The 13,050-nt window shown below is 60.9% G+C and carries 17 protein-coding genes; 14 read left to right on the top strand and 3 right to left on the bottom strand.

Going from position 1 to position 13,050, the window contains the following annotated elements; genetic code table 11:
* Positions 1 to 9: 9 nt before the first annotated feature.
* On the bottom strand, positions 10 to 1,311 hold the full coding sequence (locus ABIB80_RS23000) for a site-specific integrase (protein WP_354128462.1): 1,302 nt from the start codon (positions 1,309 to 1,311) through the stop codon (positions 10 to 12).
* On the bottom strand, positions 1,299 to 1,502 hold the full coding sequence (locus tag ABIB80_RS22995) for a hypothetical protein (RefSeq protein ID WP_354128461.1): 204 nt from the start codon (positions 1,500 to 1,502) through the stop codon (positions 1,299 to 1,301). The genes ABIB80_RS23000 and ABIB80_RS22995 overlap by 13 nt, the downstream gene beginning before the upstream one ends.
* Positions 1,503 to 2,740: 1,238 nt before the next feature.
* Between ABIB80_RS22995 and ABIB80_RS22990 the strand changes: the two genes are divergently transcribed.
* From ABIB80_RS22990 to ABIB80_RS22965, 6 genes are all read left to right on the top strand, one after another.
* Positions 2,741 to 3,691 carry an ArdC family protein gene (locus ABIB80_RS22990; RefSeq protein ID WP_354128460.1) on the top strand — a complete coding sequence of 317 codons (951 nt, stop codon included), beginning with the start codon at positions 2,741 to 2,743 and terminating at the stop codon, positions 3,689 to 3,691.
* 108 nt (positions 3,692 to 3,799) lie between these two features.
* Complete coding sequence (locus ABIB80_RS22985) at positions 3,800 to 4,042, top strand: hypothetical protein (protein WP_354128459.1); 243 nt, start codon at positions 3,800 to 3,802, stop codon at positions 4,040 to 4,042.
* Positions 4,042 to 5,103 (top strand): DUF7146 domain-containing protein, encoded by a 1,062-nt coding sequence (locus tag ABIB80_RS22980; RefSeq protein ID WP_354128458.1) that lies wholly within the window; start codon positions 4,042 to 4,044, stop codon positions 5,101 to 5,103. Before ABIB80_RS22985 ends, ABIB80_RS22980 begins: the two co-directional genes overlap by 1 nt.
* A gap of 331 nt (positions 5,104 to 5,434) precedes the next feature.
* Positions 5,435 to 6,358, top strand: a complete 924-nt coding sequence (locus ABIB80_RS22975; protein WP_354128457.1) for a DUF2493 domain-containing protein — start codon at positions 5,435 to 5,437, stop codon at positions 6,356 to 6,358.
* A gap of 135 nt (positions 6,359 to 6,493) precedes the next feature.
* Entirely contained in the window at positions 6,494 to 6,976 is a 483-nt protein-coding gene (locus tag ABIB80_RS22970; RefSeq protein ID WP_354128456.1) for a hypothetical protein, read from the top strand.
* Positions 6,977 to 7,530: 554 nt separating this feature from the next.
* Entirely contained in the window at positions 7,531 to 7,851 is a 321-nt protein-coding gene (locus ABIB80_RS22965) for a DUF736 domain-containing protein (RefSeq protein ID WP_007594548.1), read from the top strand.
* A gap of 96 nt (positions 7,852 to 7,947) precedes the next feature.
* Here ABIB80_RS22965 and ABIB80_RS22960 read toward each other — a convergent pair whose 3' ends face one another.
* Entirely contained in the window at positions 7,948 to 8,184 is a 237-nt protein-coding gene (locus ABIB80_RS22960) for a helix-turn-helix domain-containing protein (RefSeq protein WP_354128455.1), read from the bottom strand.
* 145 nt (positions 8,185 to 8,329) lie between these two features.
* Between ABIB80_RS22960 and ABIB80_RS22955 the strand changes: the two genes are divergently transcribed.
* The 8 genes from ABIB80_RS22955 to ABIB80_RS22920 all read left to right on the top strand — a co-directional run bounded on the left by ABIB80_RS22955 (position 8,330) and on the right by ABIB80_RS22920 (position 13,000).
* A complete protein-coding gene (locus ABIB80_RS22955; protein ID WP_354128454.1) occupies positions 8,330 to 8,602 on the top strand; it encodes a DUF2285 domain-containing protein in 273 nt (90 codons plus the stop codon).
* A 165-nt stretch (positions 8,603 to 8,767) separates the two neighbouring features.
* Entirely contained in the window at positions 8,768 to 8,962 is a 195-nt protein-coding gene (locus ABIB80_RS22950; RefSeq protein WP_231142577.1) for a transcriptional regulator domain-containing protein, read from the top strand.
* A 139-nt stretch (positions 8,963 to 9,101) separates the two neighbouring features.
* Positions 9,102 to 9,542, top strand: coding sequence for a DUF2285 domain-containing protein (locus tag ABIB80_RS22945; RefSeq protein WP_354128453.1), 441 nt, complete (start codon positions 9,102 to 9,104; stop codon positions 9,540 to 9,542).
* 131 nt (positions 9,543 to 9,673) lie between these two features.
* Complete coding sequence (locus tag ABIB80_RS22940) at positions 9,674 to 9,955, top strand: helix-turn-helix transcriptional regulator (RefSeq protein ID WP_354128452.1); 282 nt, start codon at positions 9,674 to 9,676, stop codon at positions 9,953 to 9,955.
* Between the two features lie 22 nt (positions 9,956 to 9,977).
* The gene (locus tag ABIB80_RS22935; RefSeq protein ID WP_354128451.1) at positions 9,978 to 10,853 is read left to right on the top strand and encodes a replication initiator protein A; all 876 of its coding nucleotides are present in this window, start codon (positions 9,978 to 9,980) and stop codon (positions 10,851 to 10,853) included.
* 289 nt (positions 10,854 to 11,142) lie between these two features.
* On the top strand, positions 11,143 to 11,607 hold the full coding sequence (locus tag ABIB80_RS22930) for a DUF2840 domain-containing protein (protein ID WP_354128450.1): 465 nt from the start codon (positions 11,143 to 11,145) through the stop codon (positions 11,605 to 11,607).
* A complete protein-coding gene (locus tag ABIB80_RS22925) occupies positions 11,604 to 12,116 on the top strand; it encodes a S26 family signal peptidase (protein ID WP_354128449.1) in 513 nt (170 codons plus the stop codon). The genes ABIB80_RS22930 and ABIB80_RS22925 overlap by 4 nt, the downstream gene beginning before the upstream one ends.
* Positions 12,113 to 13,000, top strand: coding sequence for a lytic transglycosylase domain-containing protein (locus ABIB80_RS22920; RefSeq protein ID WP_354128448.1), 888 nt, complete (start codon positions 12,113 to 12,115; stop codon positions 12,998 to 13,000). Before ABIB80_RS22925 ends, ABIB80_RS22920 begins: the two co-directional genes overlap by 4 nt.
* Positions 13,001 to 13,050: the final 50 nt, after the last annotated feature.

Genomic DNA, 13,050 nt, shown 5'->3' with positions numbered 1-13,050 from the left:
GACGCGCCTTTATTCCGAGGAGAGATTGGCGTTTAGCCGAATAAGCAGAGATCTTGTCCGCTCCTCGCGACGCTTTTTTGTGGCAATGATCAACTGCCTGCCAGTACGCTTGGCGTAGGTTGGCAGTTGGCGACTTGATCTATGACGGCCAGCGGCGCGCAACTCTGCATCCGTGAGATCGCTGTCGGCGCCTTCAGTAAATCCTCCGTGTCGGAAGGACCGAAAAGAAAGCTCCTGACGTAGGCCAGCCTCTGTGATAATGGTTTTTACCACACTACGTAGATAGCGAAGATCCTTGCGCGGGGTAATCCATGGTAGCGGGATTGCCGACTGACGATGCGCATGGTCGCGCCGGAATACCAGGCCGGAGAGGCCGGTCCTTTTGATCTCGTCAAGTTCCTCCATAAGTTCAGGGAAGAGAGGGGCGCCAGTTTCGTCCGTTAGGGGCCACCAGGCCTCCTCTCCATTCTTCGGATGCACGATTCTGACGCTGTTTGGCCGCTCGCTGGGGCGATAGTGCGAAATGTCGAAGGCGCCAAAGACGTGCTGCTCTCGTTGCAGCCACTCCCACGATAGTAGAGCAGCTGTTGCGATCGAGCGGTAATCAAGTCTTCTCGCGGCAGCTCTGAAGGCGACGAGTTCATCCCAAGTTGCGGTCGGTGTGGGCTCTATCGGCCGCCCGGGCGGATGAGATTTTAATCCCATCCGGGAAAACGGATTGGTCGCCGGTACAATCCTTTCTTGAGCACGCTGACCAACGAACCAAGCCCGGCGGCAGGACGCCATAGCCATATTTACATAGCGACGGCGCTCGCGAACGACGACCTCTCCACTGTTATTGATTTTCGTCACAAACAATAATTTTCGATAAACTGCGTCGACGAACGCTTTGGTGAAATCGGACAACTGTTTAGACCCAACGCGACTTCCATCTTTCAGCTCGTGATTGGCGAACAGTGCGAGGCTTTTTGTGTAGTGCCGCTGTGTAGCGCTTTCGATTTCTGTCCACTTCTGGTGAGCTTGAAAGACGCCGACGAGCCAATCGAACGTGCCGGGTTCGATAGTCGCCGGCATGATGTCGCTTAGACCCCGTGAGTGCCAACTGTCGAACGCCGGCAGGAGGACCTTCTCTACCCGCTCGACGGCACTTGCGTAATCGCAGCCGAGAGCTTCAGGGTTTAAATCGCAGCCCTGTCGACGAGCCCAGGTTGGGGGTTCAAAATAGTAGGCTATTCTATTCTTCGCCAATATTTTGCGGCGACAATAACGGGGCAGATGCGGTGCCTTTTCAAGCGATATCACACCAGGCATAAAAGATCCTCCGCCTGCTTAAGATCGCTTTTTCCGATCGACGCTGCGAAGTGATCCATAGTCGCCTTCGACCAAACTGGCTGGCGCAGGCGCCCTGTTACGCGAAAGCCGATTGGCGGGGGGGCGTCTCCTCGGCTGATCGCGCGCATGAGTTCGCTTGTGTCTCCAAAGTCAAGGTAGGCGGCGGCCATGTCCGCTCTCATCATCGTGGGCCAGGTTCCGGCGAGAGGGTAGCGGGCAGGTAGTGCGGTGCGCGGCGAGACTAAGCGGTTTGATCTCACTGCTGAATGCCCGTGGTGTAACATGTGCTGATTTCACTGACGAACGGGGCGCGATCTGCTCGATCCAGATTGCTCTTCGCCCCTGGTCGGGGAGCGAGAGTTCGGATCGCGGATTAAGCGGAGTGTTACCGCCAAAGAGTTTGCACCTCTACTGCGAAGCGCGGCCGGGCGGGAAAAGGTTGGATTGGCGCGCGAAAAGGAAGCCTTCGGTGTGTAGTTCTCCAAGAACGCCAATGTCGCTCGCGAAAGAAAAGGGGAACAGTTGCGGCGCTCCGTTGGCAGGGGCCGGTAGCAGGCAGGCAACTGCTTTGGATGATGGATCAATAGTCTATCCGACAGGTCCGATGGGAGGCTTGTATCGAAGCCTTCGGATCGCTTTCGAGCGTCGGAATTTGAACGTGCGGGTTGAACACAGCAGGCTATGATCGCGGGGGGCTGAGTACTGTTGGCCGTCCATTGCTCGAGTGGTTCAATTATTGCTCATGTATAGGGACTGAATAGTTGCAGATATCCGTGAGCTGCAGGCCTCTCGTGATGCGCTTGAGCCGGATGGACGATGCAAGGCGGAATGCAACCCGAACTGCGCCGGGATCGGTAAATAGGGACTAAGAGACTTTTCTGCGCGCGGACGAATTCAAGCGACGAAACGAGGTCCTCTGGTCAAGCCCTGGCGAGTTCTCCCGCTTGCGCGCGTGCGGCTGCGCCGCAACGGGCTCTTGTGAACCGAGCCGCGCTGCGTCTCGGCCATCCGGCTTCGATCCCTCGCGCAGGAATAGCGGAGCTCCTCGCCGGGGGCACTCGGAAAAGGGGCTCGCCTTGCGGCGCCCGCTATCACTGCCCCGTTCCCGGGTGCCGCTATTGAACCGGTCTCGTCGCTGCACTCGGACCCGCGTGCCCCTTCGGGTCGCTATGCTCACGCTCTCCGGGTGCCATTTTCCATAGGGCGATACGCCCTGGCGCACGCCTCGTGGGGCCTGCGGCCCCGGTAGCTCCACTCAATTCCCATGAAGATCCGATGGAAGGCGGGCTGCGCTACAGATTTCGCATTCCTTCAAGTAGGAGGAGAGAGTCAGAGTATCGGCCGGGTTTTGCCATGACGGGTTACAGGCTGCGAGAGAGGCTCGCGGTCCCCGTCGCGGAGACCCGCGATGTCCAGACATTATCCTAACGCGCGCATCGGTCAGGACCGGGCCAACCTTTATGACGACATCACCAACAAGATCATTGCCGAGTTGGAGGCTGGCCGAGTGCCGTGGGTGCAGCCTTGGGGCACCGCGGCGGCGAAGGCGGCTTTGGCTTTGCCGAAGAGTGCGGCGTCCGGCCGCCAATACAGCGGCATAAACATTCTAGTTCTATGGGGTGCCGCGACCGAACACGGATTTAAAAGCCAGAGCTGGCTTACCTTCCGCCAGGCGCTGTCGCTCGGTGGTCACGTCCGCAAGGGCGAGCGCGGCACGACCGTCGTCTATGCCGACCGCTTCGTGCCAGCCGGCGAAAAACGCCGCGCACATGAGACCGGCGAGGAAGCGCAGGCCATACCGTTCCTCAAGCACTTTACGGTCTTCAACTGTGATCAATGCGGCGGCTTGCCTCCAGAGATCGCGACAACGGCGCCGCCCCCGCCGCCGGCCCTGATCGAGCCGCAGGTCGAATACCTGATCAAGGCGACCGGCATCGACTTCCGCATCGGCGGCAACCGTGCCTTCTATATGCCGACGGAAGATTACGTGCAGGTGCCGCCTCCGCAGGCCTATTTTGAACCAATCAATTGGCATCGAACGGCCCTCCACGAGCTGGCGCATGCCAGCGGTCATCCGTCGCGTCTGAACCGTGACCTGTCAGGCAACTACGGTACTAGGAAGTATGCCTTCGAGGAGCTGGTTGCGGAAATCTCGTCTGCGTTCAGTTGCGCCTCGCTCGGCATCGTGCCGACGGTGCGGCATGCCGACTATATCGGCTCTTGGCTTGAAGTCTTGCGCGAGGACAATCGTGCAATTATCCGGGCTGCTTCCAAGGCCAGCAAGGTTGCCGATTATCTGCTTGGCTTTCTCCCAGAACCCGTCGGCGACATGCCGACGGAGGACCAGCAGGCGGCGTGAGGTTCTGCTCGGTGGGCACCGGCACAAGAGTAAGAGGGGGCAGGGTTGTTTCCGTGACGGGTGGGAGGCCGAGAGAGAGGCTCCCGGCTGCCCGTCGTGGAGCATCGCATGCCAAAAGCTGTCCAAAAAATCACGTCGGCCGATGTCGGAGTGCCCCGTGGAAAGCGCATCGAAGTGTCGGGATCCAATTCCAAGATGCGCAAGAGCTTGCGAGGCCACGGCCTCTTTGGAGAGATCACCTTTTGTAAACTCCGGATGCTCGTGCGGATGGACGCAAGCGGCATAGAGATGCTGTCGAAGATACTCGACCGGTATCCAGTCGAAGGTGCCAGCTGGCAGGAGGCGGCCTGATGTCCCGCCAACCTTGCGAACTGGCACGCAGCCTCGCGCGCGAGGCGGAGGCGGTATGCCGACACTATCTCTCCAATGGCAAGCGGGCGGGGCGGTATTGGGTGGTCGGCGACGTCCACAACAACCCGGGCCGCTCACTATTTGTACGGCTCCAGGAATCGCCGAAGGGAGCGGCGGGCAAGTGGGCCGATGCCGCAACCGGCGCGCATGGTGATCTGCTCGACATCATCCGCGAAACTCTGGCTTTGCGAGACTTTCGTGAGGTCGCCGAGGAGGCGAGGCGCTTTTTGAACCTGCCTCGTTCTGAGCAGAAACCCGCCCCAAGACCTATTCCCTCGGTCGTACCGCCCAGATCGCGGCAAGCTGCCCGTCGGCTCTTTGCGATATCCAGCCCGATCGAGGGGACACTGGCTGAAACGTACTTGCAGCGCCGCGGCATAACCCGCATCCACCATGGCGGCAGTCTGCGCTTCCATCCACGCTGCTACTATCGGCCGGACGACCATCTGCCGACCGAAACCTGGCCGGCAATGATTGCCGGCGTCACGGATCTCGATGGTCGGATCACCGGCGTGCACCGGACCTGGCTCGATCCGGACGGCTTTGATCGCGTTCGGCTCGGCAAGGCTCCGATCGATACCCCACGACGCGCGATGGGCGATCTGCTCGGCAACGCCGTTCGGTTCGGCGTGGTGGATGACGTGCTCGCTGCCGGCGAGGGTATCGAAACTATGCTGTCGCTGCGCTACGTGCTGCCGACTATGCCGATGGCGGCAGCGCTTTCGGCTAATCACCTCTCCGCCATGACGCTGCCGTCTAGCCTGCGCCGGTTCTACATTGCGCGCGATGCCGATGCCGCCGGTGATGCGGTGCTGGCAATTCTCAGCCAGCGGGCAGCAAACGCCGGCATTGAAGTGGTCGTGCTGTCGCCCCAGCTGGGCGACTTCAACGAAGATCTGCATGTCTTCGGTCTCGAAGCCCTCCGAGCAGCGCTGCGGTTTCAGCTTGTGCCAGAGGATGTCGTTCGCTTCCTGCATTCGTCGACGGTGGCCGCGGAATAGCTCCCGGTCTTTGATCGACGTTGATGGGCCGGTCATAGGCGAGGCCAATACCGGAAGAGGACGCGACCTCGGCCTTCTAGGCGGCGATCGGACGGCAGCCGGCCCGGGCCGGCAATGGCTAACGTCCGGCTATTTTCCGCCGCGCGCCAGCGATTTGAAGACACATCATGCAGTTGGCCGCGCGCTTTGCATCGCGAAGCAAAATAGCCGGCCTCTGCCATCCTCCGCTGCCGCTTCGGCCCTGTCGGGTTCTGGCCCGGCCCGCCCGCCGTCAGAGGATCGCCACGAAGGCCGCGATGGTCGCGGCCGATCCGGCAAAGGACCTCTTCCCATGACCGACCATGACGGCATCGAACCGCAGCACGCCTCGTCTCCGACCGACCACATGCTCACCCAATTACAGCTCTTCGGCTATCGTCCCTTCGACGACCAGCCCGATCCGAGACCGCTACCGGAAGGCAAGATGATCGCCGTCGCCGTCGCGGATATCTTTGACGCCCTTGTTGCGACCTTGAACGACACGCGGCTTGAGCCGGACCTTGACGATCTGCTCTGGTCGACGGTCAACCTGTTCCATAGGGCCGTCGAACGCATCGAACGGCAACTCGATGACAACGAGCAGGCGCAGCACAAGAGCCAGCGCGAGCAGAACGGCTCGGAAGTCCGATCGGTCGAACTCGAGCGCCTAACGGCCGAAGGCATCACGCTGATCGAGCGCCGCAACTGCCTGGAGCTCTTCCGCGACCAGGCCATCGAACAATTTGAGGTCCACACCGGTTCGGCCTGGCGCCCACGATCGGGATCATTGGTCAATCACCGAACGCTCACCGCAGCAATGATCGACTCCCGCGACTTCATCGCCGCCAAGCGTCGTTCCGAGACCGAGGTCATGTTGCCAGCTGGACCGAAAATCGCACTCACCGGTGGGCTCGACTTCAACGACCACAACCTCATCTGGGGCCGCCTCGACAAGGTTCACGCCAAGCACCCCGACCTGGTCCTCCTCCATGGCGGGTCGCCGAAAGGCGCCGAAATGATCGCCTCCAAATGGGCGACCAACCGCAAAGTACCGCAGATCGCCTTCAAGCCCGATTGGACGAAACACGCCAAGGCGGCGCCGTTCAAGCGCAACGATGCGATGCTCGAACTCCTGCCGATCGGCGTCATGCATTTCCCGGGCACGGGAATTCAGGACAATCTCGCCGATAAGGCGAAGCGGCTCGGCATTCCCGTCTGGAAGTTCGGCGGCGCATGAGCGCCGTGTCGCCTCGAAGACGCCAAGGTGGAGTTGCTCGCCGCAACTCCGCCTCGTTTCATTTTTACATCCAAACTGCGCCGTGGTGGTGGTGGAAGGCGCGATTGATAGATCCATGCACATGGAGCCACCACCATGCTCGCGCTTGGGCTTGTTCTCAACAGACTCGGCATTGGCTTGTTCTGCTGGGCCATCTTTGCGCTCGCGGTGTATGCGCTACCGTTCTTCGTCGCACTCAGTGTCGGGATGTTGGCATTTCGTGATGGTACGGGCGTCTTCGGCGCACTGCTTATCGGAATTTCTTCTGGCGCGCTGACGCTTGCCGCTGGTCAGGTCGCCGTCGCCGTTAGTCGGTCTTTGACCTTGCGCGTCGCGATCGCAACCGTATTCACGGTCCCCGCAGCGATCGCCGGCTATCAGGTGATTTTTGCCCTATCGCAGATCGGGGTGCCTTCATTGGCTTGGCGCGAGGCGTTCGCATGCCTAGGAGCGGTTTGCATCGGCGGCACAGCATGGACACGCTTGGCCGTTTTTGCGGGGACCCTCCCGTCGGGGTCGGCCGGGGCGGTGGTGAATGCGCCTGAACCAGTTCTCACAGCCGCCGCGCACGAGCGGTGAGGCTTCGTCGCGGTCATCGGCCGAGCAAGACGGCACAGGGCGTCACGTTGAATGAGGGATCGTCGAGCTTGAGCGAGAAGTAACCGCGTTCCCTCCTCGGGCGCTTAAGCAAGCCGTACCGGTCTCTGTCTGGCCCACATAGCTGCGGTGGAGCGGCGCGCTCCGTTCGATCATTCGTTCCGGGACGATGCCGCCCTTTGCGGCAGATTGTTTCTCTTTCTCCGCCGAACCGTACCAACCCCTTGTTCAGCAGAACCGAGATTCGCCAAATCTTCTCCGAAGATTGCGGTTCAGCACGCGGACGCACGTGGCCTCTTTGATGGCTTGATCTGGCCGAAGACCGGCTGCGCCTCGATCGTCTGAGCCGCAACGCCGTTGCTGCGACTTTCTTCCCCTGCGCTTCGCCCATTCCTCGCGAGACAAGAAAGTCGCCACAACGGCGTCCTCCGCTGCGCTCCGGCCCTGAAGCGGGTGCGTCGCCGATCGTCCTCGGCCTTTAGATCGCCATCGAGGCCGCGGTGGTCGCGGGCTCGAAACACAACAGGAGAAGTGACATGGCTAACATCGGTTCCTTCAAGAAGGTCGGCAACGATTTCCAGGGCGAGATCGTCACCCTGAGCCTGCAAGCCAGGGGCGTCCGTATCGTCGCCGAGACCAACCGCTCCAACGACAACGCTCCCAGCCACCGCATCTACGTGGGCCGAGCGGAGATCGGCGCAGCTTGGTCGAAGCGCTCCGAAGAGGGCCGCGATTACCTCTCGCTCAAGCTCGATGACCCCTCGTTCAACGCGCCGATCTACGCCAACCTGTTCGATGATGAAGGCGGCGAGGGCTACACCTTGCTCTGGTCGCGGCCCCGCAAGAGCGGCGAGTAGACCCTCCGCCAAACCCCGTCCGGTCCGCCGGGCGGGGCTTCTCATTCCAGTGCGCATCAGCCGGCACCTGCCAATGGACCGAGCGGCTCGCATGAGCTATTCGACTTGGTCCCGTGTCTTTCGCTTGGGACGAGTCAGCAGGTCGGCAGCCTCTACACCCAGGCTACGCGCCAACCGATCGACAACGTCGATACCCGCCGCATATACGCTTCGTTCGAGCGCGCTGATATAGGTGCGGTCAATATCCGCCCTGTGGGCCAATTCCTCCTGGGACAAACCGCGCGCCTGTCGGAGCTTCCGCAAATTGATTGCAAGTACCTCGCGTATGTCCATACGCGAGAGGGCACGTCCTTGAAGAGTATTTCACCACGGAGTATTCTCGACAAAATGCGCAAGCCTGGTCGTGCAACTGGATATTAACGCTTCGACCTCTTCCGGCCTGCGTGTTAGAAGTCGTCCAATCTAAGGCACGGAATTTATGAAGAATCCGCCGCTTGATCCCGATGTCGCTGACGCCGCGCCCACAGACCAGATCCTGACGGCGTACGACGAACAGCATGTCGTCACGTACATTCGCCTTCTGCAGGCGGAGGGCGAGGGGGCGGACTGGCGCGAAGTGGCTCGAGTGGTCTTGCATATGGACTCAGCGCGAGAGCCAGACCGTGCGCGGAGCGCATATCAGAGTCATCTTGCGCGCGCCAAATGGGTGACTGAGCGGGGGCGTCTCTTACGCGGCACCGACTCAACATAGAAGAAAACCGCCGACTGGCGACTTGCAGGCAGAACTATTTTCTTCCGTTATCCGGTGGTCATTCCAGTGCACCACGTGGTGCCAAACTAGGGGCTTCCTACAACCGCATCGTTTATATTTATTGCGCCGCAATCCTTGTTAGCTGCATGCAATGGGGCGGAAGCAATGCCTGAGTTCGACTGGCGGTCGCCGGATTCGTTTAAGAGCCTAGAGAACGCTGAGATAACTGAAATCGCCTGGGTAGGTCTTCGTATGAACGTGGACTACCAACGTGACTACGATGCGATTATCGCTAACAACTCAGATGGCGCGGTGACTGAGGAATTCAGGAGGAGGTGGGGCCTCTGCTTTCGCCCATGACCCGCAGAGGTCGTTCCACGAGCAGACGATCTTTTGGGCGCCTGAGGTTCTCCCGACCGTCGTCCCGGTCACTGTAACCGCTTCAACGCCCGGTCAAAGCCCAACGCCTCAGCCGCCGCTGGATCTTGCATCTGGTCAGGTGCGCCGTGCCGCTGACGGCTGGCATGCCGTGCTGCAAATCGGTCCGGTGGAGCATCGCATCTGGTCGAAACAGCCGCTGACCGCGGGCGCTCGCTATGCGGCCGAGTTGCCGTTTGACCGCGATTTCGAGGCGCGCGCGCATGCAGCCACGCGGCTGTGGCGCGCGATGAATGGACGCGCGCCAGGACCTCCGTTTCATCGCGTGCCCAAACAGCGGCGCGAACGACTGCGCGCAGCCCTTCGCGCGGTCTCCGCGTATCTCGCCGGCGCGACTTATCGCAGCATCGCAGAAGCTCTGTTTGGCAACGCTCGCATATCGGATCGTGCCTGGAAAACACACGATCTACGCAGCCGAATCCGTCGCCTTGTACAAAGCGGCCTCGCATTTGTGCGCGGAGGCTATCGCAAGCTGCTTCGGCCCAGGCGCAGGGACGAGTAGCGCCCTTGCTGGGGTGCCGAAAATCGACCCCTCGATATTCGGCATCCCCCTCCGAGAACTTGCTTCTCCATGATGACCGCACATACGCCGACGCCGCCATGCGCGGTGCGTCGTCACCTTGGAGTGCTCAAATGCCCGATGCGATGACCGGACTGCCCCCGCGCTTCCTGCGTACACCGGAGGCCGCGCGGTATCTTGGTCTCTCGGGACGCACGCTCGAGAAGCACCGCACGTACGGTACCGGGCCGACCTATCGCAAGATCGGCGGACGTGTCGTCTACGCCGTGGACGATCTGAAAGCCTGGGCTGACCTCGGCACCAAAACGTCGACGTCTGACCCCGGGAAGGGGACCGTGCTGCCGGCCAAGAAGCAGCCGGTGCTGCGCCCGTATGCGGGCCAGGAACGTCGCTGATTGCCACATGAGAGCAGTGACAATGCGGCGCAAACACCATTCCGAGCGCGACCAGCTGGAGCTCTTTCGGGCGCTTCCCGGCGACCTTGCGCCCGGTGATGCCCAGGATCTGATGGCTTATCCGTTCTTCTCGCTTGCAAAAACGAAGCGGATTGTTCCGATCCACTTCCGTGCCGGCGCGATCGCAATTCCGGTCGAGACCGTGGCGGAACACGGCATGGCAACCATCTGGGATGCCGATGTTCTGATCTGGGCCGCGTCGCAGATCGTCGAGGCGCGTGACGCCGGCTTGAAGACGTCGCGCCTGATGGCTGCAACGCCTTACGAGATTCTGACGTTTGTCGGCCGCGGCACCAGCGCCCGAGATTATGATCGCCTCAAGGCCGGTCTCGACAGGCTTCAGTCAACGACTGTGCTGACCTCGATCCGTCAGCCGGCAGAGCGCCGGCGGCATCGCTTCTCCTGGATCAACGAGTGGAAGGAGACGGCCGATGCAAATGGTCGTCCATTTGGGCTCGAGCTGATCCTGCCGGATTGGTGCGGCGTCATCGGTGACGCACTCGTGTTGACGATCGACCGCGCCTATTTCGATCTCACGGGCAGGCTTGAGCGGTGGCTCTACCGGCTCGTGCGCAAGCACGGTGGACGCCAAGATGGCGGCTGGAGCTTTGATCTTGTGCACCTCGATGCCAAGTCCGGCATCATCTCGCCGCTCAAGCTCTTTGCTTACGACGTCCGCCAGATCGTCCAGCGCCAGACATTGCGCGGCTATCAGCTCGCGCTCACGCGCGATCCGAACGGTACGGAGCGACTGAACTTCGCACCTACGCCTGTTGATCCCTTAACGGCACGCTTGCGCCGCCGCGGTCTCATTCCAAATTCGGAGGACAACCTGTGAATCAGCTCGTGATATCGAGGACCGCAACCCTCCTGCTATCGGGGACGCGATCCTGGTGCTATCGGGAACCGAAATCGAGCTTAAGAGCTTGTTTTTCCGCGCCTTCCCGCTGGTCTAACTTCACTAACCAGAAATCCTTCGCATTTCTTCTAACGGAGCAGGCCGAAAGCCACGTTGGCGGCGCTCGGCAACGGCAGTCCGACAGTTCAGCCTGCCTTTGCAGGCCACGCACACTCTCCATCGAGCCTCAAGCCCACGGGTACCAGCTCCAGCGTCAGGGAGCCGCCGCATGAGCGATCTCACGGAAGTGGAAGTGTTGTGGCTCGAGAAGCGCATCGAAAACCGCATTCGGTTCGGTCGCGTCGTCAATGTACGGAAGCTTGATGGTCACCGGCGTGTATTGTCATTCGCGCCTGGCAGCATCTTTGCCTTCGTCCGTTGGACCTCCAGCGACTTTGGCACGATCATCTCGCGGATTGACATCTTGCGCGCGGTCGCGCCAGGACAGCGCTGCTCGACCGTGCCGTATGTGAAGCCGGGCGGAGAGATTTTGCTGCGGCTCTCCGGTTGGCCGAAGGTCGAACGAGTGCTGCAGATGGTCGATGCGGTCGAAGCGCTCGGCATCGATCCCGCCGATGTCGCTCCTGATCATTGGCATCACGTTCATAACCGTCTGTCCGTGAACGAAAATCCGCGTCCGTATACGAAAGCGCGCCATCAGGCCTGGTTTAATCGTCAAAAGGTGATGCGATGACGTGCCGTTTCATCATGCTGATAAAGACGTTCGTGGTTGCTGCCGCCCTTGTCACGACAATCTTTCTGGAGCCGCTTCCGCTCTACATCTGGAATGCATCGACGAGCGTACCTATCGGTCTCTATCGCTTGCGATCGGCAAAACTCTTTCATGTCACAGAGCTGGTCGCCATTCAGCCGCCGGAACCACTTGCGACCTTTCTAGACCTGAACGGCTATCTGCCGGTCGGCGTCCCCATGCTCAAGCGGGTCTTGGCGCTGTCGGGGCAGACGGTCTGCAGAAGCGGTCTCACTATTTCGGTCGATGACATTGTAATGGGCGAGGCGCGGGATCGCGACGCTCGCGGGCGGCCGTTGCCGAAATGGCAGGGCTGCCGCGTGGTCGGCGACGGCGAGCTCTTTCTTATGAACTGGCAGTCAAGCGACTCGCTGGACGGCCGATACTTTGGATTCATGCCGTCGTCGGCCGTCATGGGCCGTGCGCTCCCGTTGTGGACGTGGGAGGAATGATGGTGCGTATTGTGCGTTTCTGCCCCGCCATTCCTCTGTTCGATCGATTGCGGGACCATTCCTCCGTCCCGACCAAAGCTTGCAAAGCCGACGCGCGCAGCGGCGGTCCAGGGCGACCGAAAGGCCGGCGCGAAGCTGCTTTTCGCGGGACGGGCGCGAGCGCGCCGGCACGCTTGCATTTGTCCGAGATGAGCCTGTGCGCTGCCGTACTGCTGTTCGTGGCACTGACCGAGACTAACGCTGCTGCTCTCGCCGAGACGCGACCGGCAGACCCTACAGCGAGTTATCGAACTGGCAATTCATTTGCGGATTTCGTTGAGGCCGCCTCGCGTCGTTTCGGCATCCCGGTGCGCTGGATACTGGCAGTCATAGACGTCGAAAGCGCCGGAGAGGTGCGCGCCAAGTCACCCAGGGGCGCCATGGGGTTGATGCAGATCATGCCGGAAACCTGGGCGGAGCTGCGTCTGCGGTACGAACTCGGCAACGATCCCTATGATCCTCGTGACAACATACTTGCAGGTACGGCGTACCTGCGCGAACTGCGCGACCGTTACGGTGCGCCGGGCTTGTTTGCAGCCTACAACGCGGGGCCTGCTCGTTACGATGAGCGTCTCGCCGGCCGCCCATTGCCAGTAGAGACCGAAGCCTATTTGCGGAAGCTCGCGCCAGTCATCGGCAGCGACCTTACTACTTCCAGCGCAGTCGCTCGTCTGCGGTCATCCGCGGGAGCGCTCTTCGTTGTGCGGCCTGAAAGCCCAATGAGCGCTGCCAGGCGTCCACTGAAACGGGCTCCGACGATTGCCTCCGTCCACGACGTCTCGGCCATTGTGCCACAAGCAACAGGGTTGTTTGTCGCGAGATCTGATGCGGGAGGCGCGCAATAATGGAACGCGCAAGCTCGCATGCGTTGGCGTGCTCTGGAGAAGAATGGGCG

The organism is Bradyrhizobium sp. i1.15.2 (assembly GCF_040548425.1).
In the GTDB taxonomy this organism is placed as follows: domain Bacteria; phylum Pseudomonadota; class Alphaproteobacteria; order Rhizobiales; family Xanthobacteraceae; genus Bradyrhizobium; species Bradyrhizobium canariense.
This window is presented reverse-complemented; position numbering and strand designations above follow the sequence as displayed.